Consider the following 18,070-nt stretch of genomic DNA (forward strand, 5'->3'; position numbering starts at 1 on the left):
ATTATGATCGATCAATATCAAAATCGTTGATCTTCTATTAGCGAATAGAATGTCTAATTTATGCGTAATAGATAACATATTAAATACATTGGGTTGAGGTGATCGTTTTATAATTTATACTTCATAACTTATATCCATCTTGCAATGAAAAAAATACTGATTGGAGCATCTTTGCTCACAACCTTGCTAGTTTCAGCTTGTTCAACACCTGAAGTGAAGACACCAGAACCACAATCGCTTGGTATGGCAAATCCTGCCAGTGTTTATTGTAATAAAGTTGGCGGCACATCAATCGTGAAGAAAGATTCTCGTGGCAATGAAGTTGGATACTGTCGTTTAGCAGATGGCAAAGTCGTCGAGGAATGGGAGTTATTTAGAAGTGCTCAGCAAGAAGATTCAAAAGCGCAGCCAGGATAAACTTTAAATGAATACCTAATGTTTTATTGCCATTACAATATCTTATTGTAATGGCTTTATTTTTTTATATTCCTATAAAATTTCAGTTTTGATAAGCTCAACGAGCAAATGAAATTTTCAACGGAATTTTGCTTTTATACTTCTTCAATATAACAAAAGTGCTAGAAAATATATAATTTTTAACGAGTGTAGAATTTAAAAAACTCTTACGCAAAAACATAAGCTTAAATAAAAGAACTATTCACTGCTCAAATAAACTTACAAATTTTGCGTTGTTTTTAGTTGAGATACCACGTAAATCCATTGAATTAGTAGATTTAATGAGTTTATTCATATGCACTTAACATCTTTCGTTTAGATTTCATTAGACCTAAGATTAATGTAAAATATTGTTATTGATTATCATTATCAGTTAAACCTTATTCTACTTATCCAACGAGGAATGCCTCATGAGCAGTATTGTACTCAAAGTTATCTTAATCATATCTTTTATTATTGCCTTGCTTGGTATCATAGCTGGACTTTACTTGTCTGATCTCATCATATTATCTGTTGGGATTCTAGCGATTGTAGCAACGCTATTAGCATTTCTTGAATTGAGGAAAAATCGCTACAACCCTTTTCATTAAAGGTTCAATAGATACATTCAATAAAAATAATTTTATTTCTCGCCTTCCCTCCTTTCGTCAAGGTTTAAAAAAACCACTTGAAAGTGGTTTTAATTGTGGATCATTTGTTTGCCTGCGCATAACGATCACTGACTTTTTTCCAATTCACAACTGTCCAAAATGCTTTAGTATAATCTGCTCTACGATTTTGATATTTTAAATAATAAGCATGTTCCCATACATCCAATCCCAATAACGGTGTCCCTTTTACTTCTGCAACATCCATCAAAGGATTATCTTGGTTGGGTGTAGAACTCACTGCCAATTTGCCATTCGGTTGCACGATCAACCAAGCCCACCCTGAACCAAATCGACCTGTTGCAGCCTCATTAAATTTTGTCTGAAAATTTTCAAATGAACCGAAATCTTTTTTAATTTGTTTTAATAATTTCGTTGAAGGTTTTCCTGAAGATGCTGTTGGAGATAAGCTTTCCCAAAAAAATGCATGATTAAAATGTCCACCACCATTGTTACGCACTGCTGTATTGTATTTTGAAATTTGTGCTTGAACCGCTTCTATACTGAGCTGATCTAGATCAGGATAATTCTTAATTTGCGCATTTAAATTATCAACATAGGCTTTGTGATGTTTACCATAATGAATTTCCATTGTCGTCGCATCTATTGCAGGTTCCAATGCGTTAACACTATATGGTAAAGGTGCTTGCTTAAAGTCGGCATTTGCTGAGAAACTGAATCCCATAGTCATTGCCAGCACTGCAATTTTTAACTTCATGTTCATTGGATTAAAGCCTTAAATGATAATTAAAATCATTTACAAAATATAATCCTTTCCGATACATGTCAAATCGAAAAGCCATTTCTCGATCAAAACAAATTTTAATGATTCATGGTATGACCAAAGTTAAATTAAAACTCTCTTTCACCTATGCTTTATAATTGATTCCATAGTGACATTACGCCATACAAATGAGCGATTCACATTACAAAACAAATGCCTGATGAAATAAGCCAAAACTTCATCGAATTTTCAGGAAAATAGGGTTTCAATAAGGAAACCCCCAAAGCACGGATGATTAATACAATTGAAACTGCCATTAATATCCATTTCGTGAATGGGAGTAGAGCCACTACCCCAGCACCAGAAAGTGCAAAAATAGACCATGAAAAAAGAATGAGCGCAATCAAAATGGTCACCAAAATTGGTTGAATTTTACCCGCTTCAAATTCACCTGCTAGACGTTCACCTGCCCCTAAAAATCGAAAGGCTGAACCACCGATAGCAAGACAAGCCAAATGTGCGATTGCAGCTGCAGCATCAAATAATGCAGCAATGATTAGAATGCCATTTGCTGTACTCAACATGGAGAATCTTCCTTATCACTTTTAATTGATTTAAAAAATAATGAATAAAAACAAAGCTAAAAATCAAACATTACACTTTTTATTTAAACATAGATATTGCCGTAACAATCTAATCCATAAATTCATCTAAATCTAAAAAAAAAGAAAAACAGTACATTTAAAATTTGTTTTCATTTGATGCCAAGCACCAACAACAATGCGCATAATCGATAAGAATTTTTAGCTTATCCCAAGCTTTAACTAAGCAAGCTTTAGCCTTATTTTTTCCTGTATGAATAAGCCTTCTAAAGATTAAAATAAACCATAAGCTTTATAAAGCTACAGCATAATCCTTAAACAGGTGAAGTATCAAAATGCAAGCGAATTATCATAAGTATTCTCTTGATTCGGTAGCAATTCAGCTAAAAGTTCTTTGCACAAAAAACAATCCCCAAAGAGATTGATTAAGGACAGCTGATGATATAAAAGTTGCATCGAAAAAAAACCAACTTGCTAAAGTTGGTATGCGCAATATCTTATTTTAGTAATGAGATATTATAAATATGCAAGTCCATTGCGCCATGCCATATTAGCCTAATTCTTGTATAAAGAATAATTATAAAAATTCAGCCAAAAATGAAAATAATTCATTCGGTTATTTGAACCGTTATTGATTATCCACTGACTTGATCGATAATAATCTTGCTTAGAGCATCCCTGAAATAAGATGCTTTAGAATAAAAAATTTTTTTATGCTCTATAACTACAGCTCATTCATATGAATAGAATGATCAAAACCACATTGGAATGGTTTCAAGTCTTGTACTTATAATTGACCTTAAAAAGTGCTGTATAAATCATTGAGCCCAAACCTTCAAAATCGTTAAGAACAATGCTGATTTTTAATAGGGTATTTTGGCTAATATTAAATATTGTTTTATTGAAAATAATCAGACCACTTAATCGACAAATCAAAAAAAGGCTTACATTGATTTTTGCCAATGTAAGCCAGTTTTGATAATTACTTGCTTGCTGGAACAGAAGCTTCAGTCGTAATGTTTACAGTGATTTTATCACCCACATTTGGCACATATGCACCTACACCAAATGCTGAACGATTAAACGAAGTTGTTGCATTAAAACCAATAGATTGTGCTTTGGTCATTGGATGCACACCTTGTTTATTTAAAACTGCATCTAAAACAACAGGTTTAGTCACATCTTTCACAGTAAGATTACCTGTGATTTTGTATTTATTTTTACCTAAAGCTTGTACTTTGGTACTTTTAAAAGTGATGTTTGGATATTTTTCAGCATCAAAAAAATCAGGAGTTTTTAAATGTTCATCCAAAGCTTTTACATTGGTATTTAAGCTTGCTAATGGAATGGTCACGTTGACAGATGAGTCAGCAGGTTTTGCATTATCAACAGAAATTGTTCCTTGAATGTCGCTAAAATTTGCTGAAGGAGTTGAAAAACCAAAGTGATTCCAAGTAAAAACTGTCGCTGTGTGCGTTGGATCAATTTTATAATCAACTGGTTTTGCAACACTAAAAGTTGCAACTGAAGCTACCGCCAAACCTAATGTTAATGCTTTAAAGTTCATATTGTTAATCTCGCTATCGAATGACTATTATTCTATACGCTTCCAACACAAATTCACTGTTATTGATAATACGATATGTTGCATATATGCAACGATTCAAATTGCTATCTTATGATACATAACTTTGAACCTTATCTACCTATACAATGCTTTGTTTTATAGACATAAAATGAGGAATTGGCATTTCAAATGATCAGAAATCCACACTTCGTTTGAGTACTTGGAATCAAGAATGAAATAAATTTCACTAGATCATCAAGTGAAAATTTTATATTTATAGAACATGTCTTTTATGTGATGAATAATTTTATGGTAAACATTGCTCAAGCTCAAAGTACGCAAATCCCTTATCAGGTCACATTAACCAACCCTCAAGGACATATCTGGTATGCCGATGAGCCAAACGATAAGGGAGGACAAGATACTGCACCAAATCCTATCCAAATTCTTTTATCTGCTTTAGGTGCATGTACAGTCATCACATTGGAAATGTATGCCAAGCATAAAGATTTGAAAATTGAACATGTACAACTTGATTTAGCATTAAATCCAGAAGATGAACCAGAAGCTGGGCAAAACATTATAACGCGAACAATTCAACTGAAAGGCGATTTCACTGAAGAACAACACAAACGCCTACTCAAAGTTGCAGAAAGTTGCCCTGTTCATAAACTATTAACCTCAAATATTCAGATTCAGACTGAGCTAGATCTGAGCTAGTACAATTTAGGTTTATTTATATTCATCTATATCAATCAAAAGCCCCTTTCGGGGCTTTTTAGTCTTAAAGCTTTTCAACCAAGACACGATCAACCTGTTTTAAGCCAGAGTGCTTTTCATGGTTTTTGCGTCGAATCTTGATGATTTTGTCTTCTTGAAAGTCCTGTAATAGCAACTCTACTGCAACCATGGATTCAAGTGGTAAATCCTGCCCAATCCACTTTTGCTCACCCGCATCCATCAAAGTGATTTCATCACTAATCTGTTCATAAAGGCTCATATTTTCCTCACTTATGGTATATGTATCACCATATTTCATGAATACAGAATGAATGGCACAACTATATACCTTTTGCTAAAAACTGCTACTAAAATTTGCTGAATTTACCGACAACATTAAAAAACTATCTACAAAATAAAAACGCCCACTTTGGGGCGTTCTTATCGCTTTAAAAAGCTGAATATTAAGCAGTTAACTCATTTACAGCAGCAACCACAGCTTCTGTGGTGATTCCAAAGAATTGGAACAAGTCTTTTGCAGGAGCAGACTCGCCATAAGTTGTCATACCAATAACTTTGCCATCTAAACCGACAAACTTCCACCAGTAATCCACATGACCTGCTTCAACAGCAACACGCGCGCGGATGTTTGATGGCAATACTGCTTCACGGTACGCAGCATCTTGTTTAACAAACTCTTCTGCACATGGCATAGATACCACACGTACACCTTCAAGTTGTGCATGTGCTTCCATCGCCAATGAAACTTCTGAACCTGTTGCAATAATGATTGCTTTTAATTCACCTTTTTCTTCAGCCAATACATAACCACCTTTTGCAACATTCTCAATTTGTGTTTGAGTACGTGCTTGGAATGGTAAATTTTGACGAGAGAAGATTAATGCTGTTGGACCTTCTTTACGTGTTAATGCAGATTTCCAAGAAATCGAAGCTTCAACCGTATCACATGGGCGCCAAGTATTTAAATTTGGAGTACCACGTAGAGAAGCAATTTGCTCTACAGGTTGGTGTGTAGGACCATCTTCACCTAAACCAATTGAGTCATGTGTATAGACATGAATCACACGTTGCTTCATCAAAGCAGACATACGTACTGCATTTCGTGCATATTCCATAAACATCAAGAATGTTGCAACATAAGGAATGAAACCGCCATGTAAGGCAACACCATTGGCAATCGCAGTCATACCGAACTCACGTACACCATAATGTACATAGTTACCTGCTGGATCAGACTCAACACCTTTGGCACCTTTCCACAAGGTTAAGTTTGAACCTGCCAAATCCGCAGAACCACCTAAAATTTCAGGAAGTAAAGGCGCAAACGCTTGAATAGCATTTTGACTCGCTTTACGCGTTGCAATTGTTTCACCTTTCGCATTGACTTCAGCAATATATGCATCTGCTTGAGCCAAGAAATCTGCTGGTAAATCACCTTCTACGCGGCGTTTAAATTCAGCTGCTTCAGTTGGATATTTTGCAGCATAGGCAGCAAAAGTTTCGTTCCAAGTCGCTTCAGACGCTGAACCTTTCGCTTTTGCATCCCAAGCCGTATAAATATCAGAAGGAATAACAAATGCTTCTTCTTTCCAACCTAATGCTTCACGGGTTAATGTGATTTCATCATTACCTAATGGCGCACCGTGACAGTCTTCTTTACCCTGCTTGTTGGGTGAACCTAAACCAATAATGGTTTTACAGATAATCAACGTTGGTTTTGCAATTTCTTCACGTGCTTCAACTGTTGCAGCGCGAATAGCATCAGCATCATGACCATCTACACGAAGAACTTGCCAACCATAAGCTTTAAAACGCTCTTCAGTGTCATCTGAGAACCAGCCTTCTACTTCACCATCAATAGAAATACCGTTGTCATCATAGTAAGCAATCAGTTTTCCAAGCCCTAAAGTTCCAGCAAGTGAACATGCTTCATGGGAGATACCTTCCATTAAACAACCATCACCCAAGAAACAGTAAGTAAAATGGTCTACAACTTTAATGTCATCTTTATTGAATTGCGCAGCTAAAGTTTTTTCAGCCAGTGCAAAACCAACCGCATTAGCAATACCCTGACCCAATGGACCAGTCGTTGTCTCAATACCCGGTGCATAACCTAATTCTGGATGACCTGGTGTTTTAGAATGTAATTGACGGAACTGTTTAATATCTTCAATAGAAAGATCGTAACCAGTTAAATGTAACAGCGCATATTGCAACATTGAACCATGACCATTAGACAATACAAAGCGGTCGCGGTTTGCCCATTGCGGATTTGTTGGATTATGATTTAAAAATTCGCGCCATACGACATCAGCGATATCTGCCATCCCCATTGGTGCACCTGGATGTCCAGAATTGGCTTTTTGCACAGCATCCATAGCCAATACACGAATTGCGTTAGCTATACGACGTTCATTCAACGGGGTTGTCATAGATCAGAGTCCAATAAATAAAAAATATAGGAAGATGAATAGATATTCAAAAACTGTGATGTATTGTCTTAAAAAAAACGATCAGGGTAAAGACTTAAGTCTATATTTATCCCTTTTGGTTGCAAATTAATTAAAAAATAAACGAAATACAGCCGAAACGACATTAATACTGATCGATAACCGTCATGATTTTGCATCAACCGTTATATAAACTCAAAGCACTACAGTAGATTTTTAAACTGAGTTTTTATCACGATCACAATGAAAAATGAAGAGAACCAAACAAAGTTTAATTTAATCGCATAACCAATAAATTGCTCAATTAAAACAACTTGTTGTTTTTTAAAAATCGGCAATATGTGCACAATTCAAGCACCTTTATCAATTTTCCTAATGAACATATCAATTAAAAACACATAAAAATGAATTTTATTCATGATTTTTAATCAGGTAATGCTAGTCCTCAGGCTGAAGTCGATGTAACATATTGCGTCTTTATAAATTACTGTGATAGGACTTTCATGCGCGAGTATGCTGTTTTTACTTCGGAATCTGTGAGCGAAGGCCATCCAGATAAAATGGCTGACCAAATCAGTGACGCTATCTTGGATGCAATCTTAAAAGAAGACCCATATGCACGGGTTGCCTGCGAAACATTAGTAAAAACTGGTGCGGTGATTCTTGCGGGTGAAATCACCACGACAGCAAATGTCGATTTTGAATCGATTGTTCGTCACACGGTTAATGGTATTGGCTACCACCATACAGATCTTGGTTTTGATGGCTCAACATGTGCTGTGATCAACATGATTGGTAAACAATCACCTGAAATTGCGCAAGGTGTTGATCGTCAAAAACCTGAAGATCAGGGTGCAGGCGACCAAGGCTTAATGTTTGGCTATGCGAGCCGTGAAACAGATGTGCTGATGCCAGCACCTATTTCATATGCACACCGCTTAATGGAAAAACAAGCTGAATTACGTCGTAATGGTACATTGCCGTGGTTACGTCCAGATGCCAAAAGCCAAGTTACGTTTGCTTATGAAAATGGCAAGCCTGTTCGTTTAGATGCAGTGGTACTCTCTACTCAACATGATCCTGAAATTTCACAAGCGAATTTAAAAGAAGCAGTGATTGAAGAAATCGTGAAAAAGATCATCCCTGCTGAAATGTTCCATGCTGAAACCAAATTCCATATTAACCCAACAGGTTTATTTGTGATTGGTGGTCCAGTGGGTGACTGTGGTTTAACTGGTCGTAAAATTATTGTTGATACTTATGGCGGTATGGCTCGTCATGGTGGTGGTGCTTTCTCTGGTAAAGATCCATCAAAAGTTGATCGCTCAGCAGCGTATGCTGGTCGTTATGTGGCAAAAAATATTGTTGCAGCAGGACTTGCTGATAAGTGTGAAATCCAAGTGTCTTATGCAATTGGTGTGGCTGAACCAACTTCAATTTCAATCAATACCTTCAATACAGGTAAGGTATCTGATGAATTGATCATTCAATTGGTACGTGAACACTTCGATTTACGCCCTTATGGCATTACCCGTATGCTTGATTTGATTCAGCCAATGTATAAGCAAACTGCTGCTTATGGGCACTTTGGTCGCGAAGGTTCAGACACTGCATTTACATGGGAAAAAACAGATAAAGTTGAAGCGCTTAAAGCATCAGCAAATCTATAATTTCTCAAAAATTCATCGTAAAAAAGCTCGCAAATGCGAGCTTTTTTGTTTGTTAAAGATATGGAAATATATACCTCAAAAAATTCCCTCCTCTCTAGCAGTTTCAATTTAAATTAAATCAAAAAACACTTATCTTCTTTTATCTCTATTATTTGCATGTACTTCATCTTATTTTGGAAAATAAAAAATCAATTACTGTGAACCAGGCTTAGCATCCTGTTGTAAAACACTTAATATTGAAATTTGTTCAGGCGCTTCAGTATTATGATTTTGAATATATAAATGCCCAACTTTAAAGGTGACAGCCACAATCAAACAAGCCACTAAGCAAAAAGTCCATAAGCCATATGGGCTTTTGATATGCTGAGAGCCACATTTCGGACAAACTTTTTGTGTCGAAGTCACTGTTTCATTACAGCAAGCACAATGATATTGTAAAATCATCTTTGGATCTCCTTCTTGTCGCACTATTATTGTTTTTATTTATTACACTACTATTATATCCATATAAGTAATGTAAAAATTTAACTACATTTTTAGTTTACATGAATAGTAATGTTTGACAAGCAAATTTTGTTTCTATTTATTTACTTTAAAATTCATAAGCTTAGATAAACTTCAGCTTAAAACCAAAAAACACTCTCAATTCAAACCTATACACCACTCAATACCCAGTATTCAATATCCTGTATCATACGTATTCAAGGTATAATTCAACCCTAGACAAATATTAAATTTTTTGGAGATTATTTTGGTACAACTGATCAAAAAAGGTGGTTTACGTGAACGCGCCAACCGTAGCCGTAGATACGCTGAGTCCGAAAACAATATCAAAACTTTAGATCCACATCGTTATCAGACCCAAGAACAGCTTGGCGAGAACCCGACAAAACATGTCGATAATGAAAAAACAACTTCTCAAAATAATGAAAATCAATAAAACATTTTAAGTACATCCACCCAAAGAAAGGCTGCAAATAATAAGAAGAAGCTTCCAGAGAGAATATCGATATAGCTTCCAGAACGTTGATAGATTGCTTTTATTTTGGGAACCGACATAATCAACATCAATAGACTAAACACTAAAAATGTCTGAATCGGAATGATCACTGCCAATTGTGGTTTTAAGTTTAATCCTGCACTTGAACTTAACGCCAATGAAAAAACACTACTGAAATAAATCACAATTTTAGGATTAGCTAAATTTGTAAAAAGTCCCAAAAGGAAATAATTTTTAGGTGCATGTTCAATGACCCCATCGAGATTGGTATTTTGTTTAAGTGTGGCAATACCACCCTTTAGCATGGCGTAACCCATTCGAGCCAAAAAGAATCCACCAATCAACATCAATACTTGCTGAATCCAAGGCCAATGTTCTAATAAAACCGTAAAGCCCAATAGCGTTAAAATCACCCAAACCACGACACCTGCAGATATGCCCAATATAATTTTAAGTGTATTGGCACGTGTAGTAGATGCTGAGCTTTTAGCAACCAATAAAACATCTGGTCCTGGACTGAGTTGTGCTACAAAATGTAGTGCACAAATGGTCAATAACATCGACATAATTTAATCTTATCGCTTAGGGCGAGCCAATTATACCGTTTGATCAATCATTTAAGAAATAATCCTACATCTTGAATAGTGATATTGTTTGTTCGCTCAGAAAGTATACCTAAACAATCAAGTACCTAATATTCCGATGTCGATCTCAATCAAAGCTACATCATTCAACTCAACAAAAATCGTCACCCGACATGATCAATATTTTGTTGATCAAACATATTGAATTGAAAACTACAAATTTTAGCGATAAAAAAAGCTGAATCTTTCGACTCAGCTTTTAAGTTAAATCATATTAGCGATGGCTTTATTTTTTATTCACATCTTTGAGTTCAATTTGCTTATGTTCTGGTTCAACCTCATGTGCTTCACCATCAATAATTGTGGAATCACGATATTGACCACCAGATTGTTGGTTTTGCATATCCTGCATTTGACGCATTAAATCTGCAAATGGATTTTGCCCTTGCGCATCCCCCATATTACCCATTCCCCCCATCATATTATTCATCATGGCTTGCTGTTTTTTCGCCATATATTTCATTCCTGCATTTTTAATTGCATTCTGAACAGGCGGTAAAATCACCAACAAGGCTAAAACATCTGTGATCAAACCAGGAATCATCAATAAAATGCCCGCAAATGCTGTTGCCATTTTTTTAGCAATCGCAGGATCATTTCCCATCATTCCTGTCATTTGCATTTGCTGTAATTGTGGCATGATGGTTGAAGTGCTGGAACGTAATAGATTTAAACCAATCACAAAAGCAATGATAAACCAGAAGAATACGTACCAACCACTAATGAATTGTGCAACGCCAATCCACACAGCAATTTCAAGAATGATACCAATCAAAATAATAGGAAAAAGTTTCATCGAAACAAAGCATCTCAAAGATAAATTAAATTTCAGCTTTGAAAGTCATACATTAAATGCCATGAATTTCATCACTGATATATTTATAAGGGCTTTCCCAAATTTTTAAAGGGCAATTTTGTGTTTAATCTCTAATTTCTTTATTTTTGCCATTCATTAGAGGATGTTTTATAAAATAAATACAGTGCCAATATTGTCCCAATCGGAAATAGAAACACTAAAATCACTGCAATAAATCGCGAAATACGACGCCCTCTTTCTGAACCTTTTTCAGCTTCTAATGAGGCGATAAAATGCAAATACATCATCCAGCCGAAAACTAATACTAATATCAAAAAGGCAATCAATGCATCTAAGTCAAATTTCTGCAATATTCCAAAACCGAGTAAGATAAAACCCAGCAGATAGATCAATGTGATTAAACGATGAATCCAATACACATGCTGGTTTTTAATTTGTACAAAACTCTTCAAGCAAACACTCCTGTTTGTTGTTTGATTATACAGCCAATAAGTTAAAATTTTACTTACAATCGCTGGATAGCATCATATAATCAAAACAAGATTTACGATAAACAGTATTATGCCCTTAATTATTGGAATTGATCCCGGCTCACGTTTAACAGGTTACGGGATTATTGAAAAAGATGGTCAAAAACTTTCTTTTATTGATGCAGGTACGATTCGTACTGAAACAACCGAAATGCCTGAACGTTTAAAACGAATTTTTGCAGGAATCGATCGTATTGTTCAATTCCATGGTCCGACAGAAGCAGCGGTTGAACAAGTGTTTATGGCACAAAACCCAGACTCAGCATTAAAGCTAGGTCAAGCCCGTGGTGCGGCTATTGCAGCCTTGGTCAATTTAGATCTGCAAGTTGCTGAATATACTGCTCGGCAAATTAAACAATCTGTTGTCGGTTATGGTGCTGCAGACAAAGAACAAGTGCAAATGATGGTGATGAAGCTTTTGAATCTTTCAGTGAAGCCTCAACAAGATGCTGCTGATGCGCTTGCAGCCGCAATTTGCCACGCACATGCTTCAGGCAGTATGAGTAAGTTAGCCGTACTGAATGCCTTAGGTGGTATGGCACGAGGACGTAGCCGCAATAGTAGTCGTAGACGCTAATATATTCACACAATCTACAATTTATAAATCAAGGTACAGATGAAGCCTCATCTGTACCTAGCCTGTAAATATACAAAATCAAGTTTTATACGTTCTTAGATCAAGCCAAAATATTTTATCGAATTAGAAAATTTTTAAATAAGAATCCACTTCGCTATATTTCAATCGCCTCAGTTAATTTAAATAAGGCAGTGCATCTTTACGCACCTCTCGAATACTGGGTTGTTTAGAGTACGTTGCAATCAACATCTTTCCTGAGTTTCTCAAATTTTTCTTCTGTTCTGGATCGACTCGAATTAAGACCAATTCTTCTGGAATACGTGGGTTACTACCCTCACGAGAAATAATGAAACTTTGATTTCGTTCAAGAATTTTATAATTCGGAAACTCTTTCTGTAACTTCTCTTTGAAGCTCAGTGTTTTATCTTCTTTTTTACGACTATCCATCTGCGTGTATATAATCAACACAATACATGCTGCAAAAACAATTCCAACAATTAAATACTTCTCTAACATTTTATTTCACTCGAATATATTTTTGCTGTTTCTCATTGTAGTGATAAACATGGGTTTCATTTATAGGGATAATTTTAGCACGATCTGCGATATAAATTCGTTGGGTACCTGTATAGGCAATTTCAATATCATATAAACCATCATGTACGGTGCTTAGGAATTGATAATCACCTTGGGTATTATAAATTTGCTCACTCCCTGAGACTTCATTGTCATTGCCAATTTCTGCAACAATTAACTTTTTAATATACGGTTTTTCATCAAAAGGAACGATATATAAAGTGGTGCTTGAGTAACCTTGACGACTAAATTCTTGTTCTTCCACATAGGCTTTGATTTGTGGTCCCACTTTACGAATATTTTTTACAATATCTGAGGTCGGATATGGCAAATAATTAAAATCAGCATTCATCCAACTGTTTTCATCCTGACTTTGGCTGATCAGTTCAAATTGTGAAGAAGCATTTTTCTTAAAGATGTAAACTCGGGTAAAAGTCGCACATGCCCCACAAAAATTAAGCTCATGGTTATTTTTATCTACTGAAACTTCAGTAGTTGTGAACACATAACGTAATTCATTTTGTGCATTTCGATAGGTACGAGCGGGACTAAACACCACCACCGCATCATCACTATTTAAAGCATTGGTATATTCTGCATTTTTAATGCCGATATAGGAAATATTTTGCTGATCCAATTGATCAATCTTTGTAGTTTGAAGCTGTTTTTGATAAAAAGTATTGATCACTGTTTCAAAGTCTAAATCTTTTAGAATAGTTTTAGCATGATGATTTTCAGCCATTTTTTCATTTGTTTGCGCAACAACACTACTGTGAATACTACACATCAAAAAGCAACTGAATAAAAATATTTTAGTGATCATTTTAACATATCTACAAGTATTTTTATGCCAAATGGCTGATTTAACGAATCATTTCAAAATCAGTAAAATCTAAATCATGATTGATTTTGTACTGTTCAATACTGGTGACCTCAGCCCTTAACGGTCCGACATAACAATGACGAATTAAACGTAGAATTGCTTGCTCATCTCCAACGACAACCGCTTCAACCTCACCAGATACTAAGTTTTTGACATAACCTTTGAGTTCTAACTGTAGTGCTTCTTTCTCAAACCAGCGACGATAGCCAACACCTTGTACATTACCATATATCAACAGTTTAACCGCATACATTGTCTATTTTACTCCTGACACGAATTAATCACACGGTACACAGCATGTGCCATATGTTGTGCCTGTAAACCACGAATACCTTGTTGTGCAAGATAATCACCAGCCTGTGCATGTAAAGTGACAATATCATGTAATTGCACATTTTCGGCAAATTGAGCCTTTAAACTGGCAATCATTCCTGCCAAAACATCTCCCATTCCGCCAGTGCCCATACCAGGATTGCCTGCAGTACAAATCCACAGCTTATCTTCGAGAATTAAGCTGCCTGCTCCTTTCAATACCCACTTGCCTGAGTATTTCTTTTTTAGCCTGTGGATGGCAGCTATACGATCAGACTCAATCTCAGCAATGGAGCAATCGAGTAGTTTCGCTGCCTCTCCGGGATGTGGTGTCAGATAAGTGTTTGGACTGAGTTGGGTGTTTTGCGTTGCCAAAAACCATAAAGCATCCGCATCAAAAACCACCTGTAAATGTGTACTTGCACAGATGGGTTTAAACCATTTTAAAAATTGTTGTTCAGCCCAATCATCTCGACCTAAGCCCATACCAAAACTCACTGCATCCACATGATTGATTAAAGATTGAATCTCATCTTCAGTAAACACATTAATATCTTTGACCATAATATTAGGTGATCGCGCCAAAATAGCCGTATGATGTTTTTGGTGACAGACAATACTCACTTTTCCAGCACCCGCACAAAATGCAGACTCAGCAGCTAAGATCACTGCTCCCCCCATATCTGCATGACCACCAACGACCAAGACATGCCCATAACTGCCCTTATGTCCAAAGGCTTGACGTTGTGGCAATTGAATTTGTTGAGGCGCTAATAGTGCTACTGCTTTTAGTGCTGAGTCAGTTGGAATCAGAGAAATCGTTTCAATTTGTCCAGAATATTCTTTACCCAACCCTGTAAATAATCCTGCTTTAAGCCCCAAAATAGTAAATGTATAATCTACTTTGACCGCAATAGGTTGTGTTTGACCTGTATTGGCATTTAAACCACTTGGTAGATCGACGGCAATTTTAATCCCTGTTTGCGTATTAAAATTTTGAATGATGGTTTGCCATGCTTGATCTAAATCACGATTTAAACCAATACCAAACAAGGCATCGATATGACAATCAAACGATGCTTGAAGATCAAAATCCAAATGAATTTTTAATTGATTTTGTTCAGCCAGTTGAATGGCTTGCTTCAAGTCAGTCGATGCACCAATCTCGGCGGCAAATATTTCTACAGCATAGCCACTTTGCTTTAAATAACTAGCAATACAGTAACCATCGCCTGCATTATTTCCATGACCACACCAAACTGCGATCGTTTTAACTTCGGGGTAGTTATTTTGAAAGAGTTGAAGCAAATGCTGAGCAATCGACCATGCTGCCTGTTGCATTAAACCAAAAGCACTATTTTGTTGACTAAACCATCGACGTTCCCATGCTTGAATTTCATGGCTATGATAAACTTGAGCTTGCATGTATTTATCCTTTTATTTTCACTCTTTTCAGCACATTGATTACTATGTCAGCAACATCAACCACTTCATCAATTTCTTTGCAACAGCTTGATCCTCAAGAATTAAAAGCTTGGATCAAACAACAGGCTTTGCAACTGGGCTTTGCTGATTGTGTCATTGCACGTCCTGATGCTCAAGCTGAATTACCAAGATTTAAAGAATATTTAAAGCGCGGTTATCATGGTGACATGAAGTTTTTAGAGGAAAATCTAGAAAAACGAGCTGATCCTACCTTATTGGTTCCAGGCACAAAAAGTATCATCTGTGTGCGAATGAATTATTTGGTCGAAACACCTAAACCACGCTATGTTCCTGATGAGCCTAATTTGGCCATCATCGCACGTTATGCTCGTGGGCGTGATTATCATAAAATTATGCGTGGCCGTTTAAAAACTTTAGCCACAATCATTAAAGATAAAGTGGGTGAATTTGAATCACGCCCATTTGCAGATTCCGCGCCTGTTTTTGAAAAATCACTTGCCGAAAATGCAGGAATGGGCTGGACAGGCAAACATACCCTACTCATTCATAAAAAATCAGGTTCCTTTTTTGTGTTAGGTGAACTTTTCACTTCACTGGATTTACCATTTGATGAACCAGCAACGTCACATTGTGGTTCATGTACTGCCTGCATTGACATCTGTCCAACTCAAGCCATTGTCGAACCTTATATGCTTGATGCACGCAAATGCATCGCCTATTTAACCATTGAATATAAAGGAATCATCCCTGAAGACTTGAGGCGTGGTATAGGAAATCGTGTATTTGGCTGTGATGATTGCCAACTGATTTGTCCGTGGAATAGTTTTGCTAAAACCGCATCCATCACAGATTTTAACCCTCGACATGGTTTGGACCAAATGAGTTTATTAGACCTCTGGCACTGGGATGAACAGACATTTCTAAGTTGCACTGAAGGTAGCCCACTTCGCCGCACAGGTTATCAAAGTTTTATGCGAAATATCGCAATAGGTTTAGGCAATGCACCATATTCAAGCGAAATTATTCAAGCTTTGACCCAACATCGCACATCGCATGATGAAGTTGTGCAAGTCCATATTGACTGGGCTATTGCAGAGCAATTGAATAAAAAATCTTCATTATAAATATATTCTTGGTCTATCAAACGACTGACTTTTAATGTTCAGATCTTTGCAAAGTTGTTATTTTTTTTAATTTTTAATGACTAAAACCCAGAATTTTTAAAATCTTAAAAATAAAATTTAGTAAGTAAATTTCAAGAAATCTGGTTAACTTTGCGACTATATTTATAATTTTAGTTTTCTATATGATTGAACTTTTCAATCGTAAGTTACCATCATATTTGAACATTTTTGCCCTATGGAATTGGCATGAATTATGTATTATATACAGGGATAGATAATGATGATCATGGATTAAACTAATGACAGTACGTAATGACTGGGCTCGTGAAGAAATTCAAGCTTTATATGAACAGCCTTTTTTAGACTTAGTCTTTAAGGCTCAACAAATTCATCGCGAGCATTTTGAAGCAAATAGCATTCAAGTCAGTACTTTACTTTCAATTAAAACAGGAAAATGCCCTGAAGATTGCAAATATTGTTCGCAATCTGCACGCTATGACTCAAAACTAGAAGCTGAAAAGCGTATCGCAGTAGAGAAAGTCATCAGCGAAGCCAAAGAAGCACTTGAATCTGGCTCTTCTCGTTTCTGTATGGGTGCAGCTTGGCGTAATCCACATGAACGCGATATGCCATATGTCTTAGAAATGGTGCGTGAAGTGAAAGCACTCGGTCTAGAAACATGTATGACACTAGGTATGCTCAACCAATCACAAGCTGAGCGTCTCCATGAAGCAGGTTTAGATTATTATAATCACAACCTAGATACTTCCCGCGAATATTATTCGCACATTATCAGCACCCGTACTTTTGATGATCGTTTAAACACTTTAGATCATGTGCGTAACGCAGGTATGAAAGTTTGTAGTGGTGGAATTGTGGGGTTAGGTGAAAACCGCAATGACCGCATTGGTTTATTACATGAATTAGCAACCCTGCCTGTACATCCTGAATCTGTACCCATCAATATGTTAGTTCCAATAGAAGGAACACCGCTTGCTGATGTAGAAAAGCTTGATGTTACTGAGTGGATTCGTACCATTGCAGTTGCACGTATTATTATGCCGAATAGCTATATTCGTCTTTCTGCTGGTCGTGAATCACTGACCGACTCAGATCAAGCTTTGGCATTTATGGCTGGTGCAAACTCGTTATTTAGTGGTGAAAAGTTATTAACCACACCGAATGCTGGTGAAGGCAAAGACAAACAGTTATTCAATAAATTAGGTCTAAAAGCTGAAAAAGCCAAACCAACTGTTGCTGAACTTTCTGTAGATGCAATGGCAAGTTAATTAATGCTTAAATTC

Annotated in this window: 21 protein-coding genes; 8 read left to right on the top strand and 13 right to left on the bottom strand. The window is 36.4% G+C overall.

Translation table 11 applies throughout. The annotated features are described in order from the left end of the window. Positions 1 to 144: 144 nt before the first annotated feature. Both I9192_RS12945 and I9192_RS12950 read left to right on the top strand, forming a co-directional pair. Entirely contained in the window at positions 145 to 417 is a 273-nt protein-coding gene (locus I9192_RS12945; protein ID WP_005032121.1) for a putative hemolysin, read from the top strand. A 449-nt stretch (positions 418 to 866) separates the two neighbouring features. Continuing rightward, complete coding sequence (locus tag I9192_RS12950; RefSeq protein ID WP_005032123.1) at positions 867 to 1,046, top strand: hypothetical protein; 180 nt, start codon at positions 867 to 869, stop codon at positions 1,044 to 1,046. Positions 1,047 to 1,146: 100 nt separating this feature from the next. On the opposite strand, the gene I9192_RS12955 is transcribed toward I9192_RS12950, so the two are convergent. The 3 genes from I9192_RS12955 to I9192_RS12965 form a co-directional block, all read right to left on the bottom strand. After that, positions 1,147 to 1,827, bottom strand: a complete 681-nt coding sequence (locus I9192_RS12955; RefSeq protein WP_005032127.1) for a superoxide dismutase — start codon at positions 1,825 to 1,827, stop codon at positions 1,147 to 1,149. A gap of 197 nt (positions 1,828 to 2,024) precedes the next feature. Beyond that, the gene (locus tag I9192_RS12960) at positions 2,025 to 2,411 is read right to left on the bottom strand and encodes a hypothetical protein (RefSeq protein ID WP_005032129.1); all 387 of its coding nucleotides are present in this window, start codon (positions 2,409 to 2,411) and stop codon (positions 2,025 to 2,027) included. A 1,000-nt stretch (positions 2,412 to 3,411) separates the two neighbouring features. Further along, positions 3,412 to 3,996, bottom strand: a complete 585-nt coding sequence (locus I9192_RS12965) for a YceI family protein (protein ID WP_004824302.1) — start codon at positions 3,994 to 3,996, stop codon at positions 3,412 to 3,414. Positions 3,997 to 4,305: 309 nt separating this feature from the next. On the opposite strand from I9192_RS12965, the gene I9192_RS12970 reads away from it, so the two are divergent. After that, positions 4,306 to 4,716, top strand: a complete 411-nt coding sequence (locus I9192_RS12970) for an OsmC family protein (protein WP_010591070.1) — start codon at positions 4,306 to 4,308, stop codon at positions 4,714 to 4,716. Positions 4,717 to 4,780: 64 nt separating this feature from the next. Here I9192_RS12970 and I9192_RS12975 read toward each other — a convergent pair whose 3' ends face one another. Both I9192_RS12975 and tkt read right to left on the bottom strand, forming a co-directional pair. Beyond that, entirely contained in the window at positions 4,781 to 4,996 is a 216-nt protein-coding gene (locus I9192_RS12975) for a hypothetical protein (RefSeq protein WP_004824308.1), read from the bottom strand. A 184-nt stretch (positions 4,997 to 5,180) separates the two neighbouring features. Beyond that, complete coding sequence (gene tkt, locus I9192_RS12980) at positions 5,181 to 7,169, bottom strand: transketolase (protein ID WP_004824310.1); 1,989 nt, start codon at positions 7,167 to 7,169, stop codon at positions 5,181 to 5,183. A 521-nt stretch (positions 7,170 to 7,690) separates the two neighbouring features. On the opposite strand from tkt, the gene metK reads away from it, so the two are divergent. Further along, positions 7,691 to 8,857 carry a methionine adenosyltransferase gene (gene metK, locus I9192_RS12985; RefSeq protein ID WP_004824311.1) on the top strand — a complete coding sequence of 389 codons (1,167 nt, stop codon included), beginning with the start codon at positions 7,691 to 7,693 and terminating at the stop codon, positions 8,855 to 8,857. A 192-nt stretch (positions 8,858 to 9,049) separates the two neighbouring features. On the opposite strand, the gene I9192_RS12990 is transcribed toward metK, so the two are convergent. Further along, the gene (locus tag I9192_RS12990) at positions 9,050 to 9,301 is read right to left on the bottom strand and encodes a hypothetical protein (protein WP_004824312.1); all 252 of its coding nucleotides are present in this window, start codon (positions 9,299 to 9,301) and stop codon (positions 9,050 to 9,052) included. Positions 9,302 to 9,608: 307 nt separating this feature from the next. Between I9192_RS12990 and I9192_RS12995 the strand changes: the two genes are divergently transcribed. Further along, entirely contained in the window at positions 9,609 to 9,797 is a 189-nt protein-coding gene (locus I9192_RS12995) for a hypothetical protein (RefSeq protein ID WP_005032134.1), read from the top strand. Here I9192_RS12995 and I9192_RS13000 read toward each other — a convergent pair. From I9192_RS13000 to I9192_RS13010, 3 genes are all read right to left on the bottom strand, one after another. Then, positions 9,791 to 10,423 (bottom strand): LysE family transporter, encoded by a 633-nt coding sequence (locus I9192_RS13000; RefSeq protein WP_026040320.1) that lies wholly within the window; start codon positions 10,421 to 10,423, stop codon positions 9,791 to 9,793. The genes I9192_RS12995 and I9192_RS13000 overlap by 7 nt on opposite strands. A gap of 304 nt (positions 10,424 to 10,727) precedes the next feature. Continuing rightward, entirely contained in the window at positions 10,728 to 11,297 is a 570-nt protein-coding gene (locus tag I9192_RS13005; protein ID WP_004824315.1) for an FxsA family protein, read from the bottom strand. A gap of 140 nt (positions 11,298 to 11,437) precedes the next feature. Next, positions 11,438 to 11,770: a hypothetical protein gene (locus I9192_RS13010; RefSeq protein ID WP_005032139.1), complete on the bottom strand. Its 333-nt coding sequence runs from the start codon at positions 11,768 to 11,770 to the stop codon at positions 11,438 to 11,440. 109 nt (positions 11,771 to 11,879) lie between these two features. Here I9192_RS13010 and ruvC point away from each other — a divergent pair, with 109 nt between their 5' ends. Beyond that, complete coding sequence (gene ruvC / locus I9192_RS13015) at positions 11,880 to 12,425, top strand: crossover junction endodeoxyribonuclease RuvC (RefSeq protein WP_004824318.1); 546 nt, start codon at positions 11,880 to 11,882, stop codon at positions 12,423 to 12,425. Between the two features lie 174 nt (positions 12,426 to 12,599). On the opposite strand, the gene I9192_RS13020 is transcribed toward ruvC, so the two are convergent. The 4 genes from I9192_RS13020 to I9192_RS13035 form a co-directional block, all read right to left on the bottom strand. Further along, entirely contained in the window at positions 12,600 to 12,941 is a 342-nt protein-coding gene (locus I9192_RS13020; RefSeq protein ID WP_005032140.1) for a hypothetical protein, read from the bottom strand. A 1-nt stretch (position 12,942) separates the two neighbouring features. After that, on the bottom strand, positions 12,943 to 13,788 hold the full coding sequence (locus I9192_RS13025) for a hypothetical protein (RefSeq protein WP_005032142.1): 846 nt from the start codon (positions 13,786 to 13,788) through the stop codon (positions 12,943 to 12,945). Positions 13,789 to 13,864: 76 nt separating this feature from the next. Next, positions 13,865 to 14,137, bottom strand: a complete 273-nt coding sequence (locus I9192_RS13030; protein WP_004824321.1) for an acylphosphatase — start codon at positions 14,135 to 14,137, stop codon at positions 13,865 to 13,867. An 8-nt stretch (positions 14,138 to 14,145) separates the two neighbouring features. Then, positions 14,146 to 15,621 carry a bifunctional ADP-dependent NAD(P)H-hydrate dehydratase/NAD(P)H-hydrate epimerase gene (locus I9192_RS13035; RefSeq protein ID WP_005032144.1) on the bottom strand — a complete coding sequence of 492 codons (1,476 nt, stop codon included), beginning with the start codon at positions 15,619 to 15,621 and terminating at the stop codon, positions 14,146 to 14,148. A gap of 44 nt (positions 15,622 to 15,665) precedes the next feature. On the opposite strand from I9192_RS13035, the gene queG reads away from it, so the two are divergent. Next, positions 15,666 to 16,766 carry a tRNA epoxyqueuosine(34) reductase QueG gene (queG, locus tag I9192_RS13040; protein WP_005032146.1) on the top strand — a complete coding sequence of 367 codons (1,101 nt, stop codon included), beginning with the start codon at positions 15,666 to 15,668 and terminating at the stop codon, positions 16,764 to 16,766. Positions 16,767 to 17,065: 299 nt separating this feature from the next. Next, the gene (bioB, locus tag I9192_RS13045; RefSeq protein WP_004824326.1) at positions 17,066 to 18,055 is read left to right on the top strand and encodes a biotin synthase BioB; all 990 of its coding nucleotides are present in this window, start codon (positions 17,066 to 17,068) and stop codon (positions 18,053 to 18,055) included. Positions 18,056 to 18,070 lie beyond the last annotated feature (15 nt).

It is taken from the genome of Acinetobacter bereziniae (assembly GCF_016576965.1).
In the GTDB taxonomy this organism is placed as follows: domain Bacteria; phylum Pseudomonadota; class Gammaproteobacteria; order Pseudomonadales; family Moraxellaceae; genus Acinetobacter; species Acinetobacter bereziniae.

Coding starts and splice junctions, on each gene's coding strand:
- I9192_RS12945 (WP_005032121.1), top strand. CDS start 145: ATGAAAAAAATACTGATTGGAGCATCTTTGCTCACAACCTTGCTAGTT.
- I9192_RS12950 (WP_005032123.1), top strand. CDS start 867: ATGAGCAGTATTGTACTCAAAGTTATCTTAATCATATCTTTTATTATT.
- I9192_RS12955 (WP_005032127.1), bottom strand. CDS start 1,827: ATGAACATGAAGTTAAAAATTGCAGTGCTGGCAATGACTATGGGATTC.
- I9192_RS12960 (WP_005032129.1), bottom strand. CDS start 2,411: ATGTTGAGTACAGCAAATGGCATTCTAATCATTGCTGCATTATTTGAT.
- I9192_RS12965 (WP_004824302.1), bottom strand. CDS start 3,996: ATGAACTTTAAAGCATTAACATTAGGTTTGGCGGTAGCTTCAGTTGCA.
- I9192_RS12970 (WP_010591070.1), top strand. CDS start 4,306: ATGGTAAACATTGCTCAAGCTCAAAGTACGCAAATCCCTTATCAGGTC.
- I9192_RS12975 (WP_004824308.1), bottom strand. CDS start 4,996: ATGAGCCTTTATGAACAGATTAGTGATGAAATCACTTTGATGGATGCG.
- tkt (WP_004824310.1), bottom strand. CDS start 7,169: ATGACAACCCCGTTGAATGAACGTCGTATAGCTAACGCAATTCGTGTA.
- metK (WP_004824311.1), top strand. CDS start 7,691: ATGCGCGAGTATGCTGTTTTTACTTCGGAATCTGTGAGCGAAGGCCAT.
- I9192_RS12990 (WP_004824312.1), bottom strand. CDS start 9,301: ATGATTTTACAATATCATTGTGCTTGCTGTAATGAAACAGTGACTTCG.
- I9192_RS13000 (WP_026040320.1), bottom strand. CDS start 10,423: ATGTCGATGTTATTGACCATTTGTGCACTACATTTTGTAGCACAACTC.
- I9192_RS13005 (WP_004824315.1), bottom strand. CDS start 11,297: ATGAAACTTTTTCCTATTATTTTGATTGGTATCATTCTTGAAATTGCT.
- ruvC (WP_004824318.1), top strand. CDS start 11,880: ATGCCCTTAATTATTGGAATTGATCCCGGCTCACGTTTAACAGGTTAC.
- I9192_RS13020 (WP_005032140.1), bottom strand. CDS start 12,941: ATGTTAGAGAAGTATTTAATTGTTGGAATTGTTTTTGCAGCATGTATT.
- I9192_RS13025 (WP_005032142.1), bottom strand. CDS start 13,788: ATGTGTAGTATTCACAGTAGTGTTGTTGCGCAAACAAATGAAAAAATG.
- I9192_RS13030 (WP_004824321.1), bottom strand. CDS start 14,137: ATGTATGCGGTTAAACTGTTGATATATGGTAATGTACAAGGTGTTGGC.
- I9192_RS13035 (WP_005032144.1), bottom strand. CDS start 15,621: ATGCAAGCTCAAGTTTATCATAGCCATGAAATTCAAGCATGGGAACGT.
- queG (WP_005032146.1), top strand. CDS start 15,666: ATGTCAGCAACATCAACCACTTCATCAATTTCTTTGCAACAGCTTGAT.
- bioB (WP_004824326.1), top strand. CDS start 17,066: ATGACAGTACGTAATGACTGGGCTCGTGAAGAAATTCAAGCTTTATAT.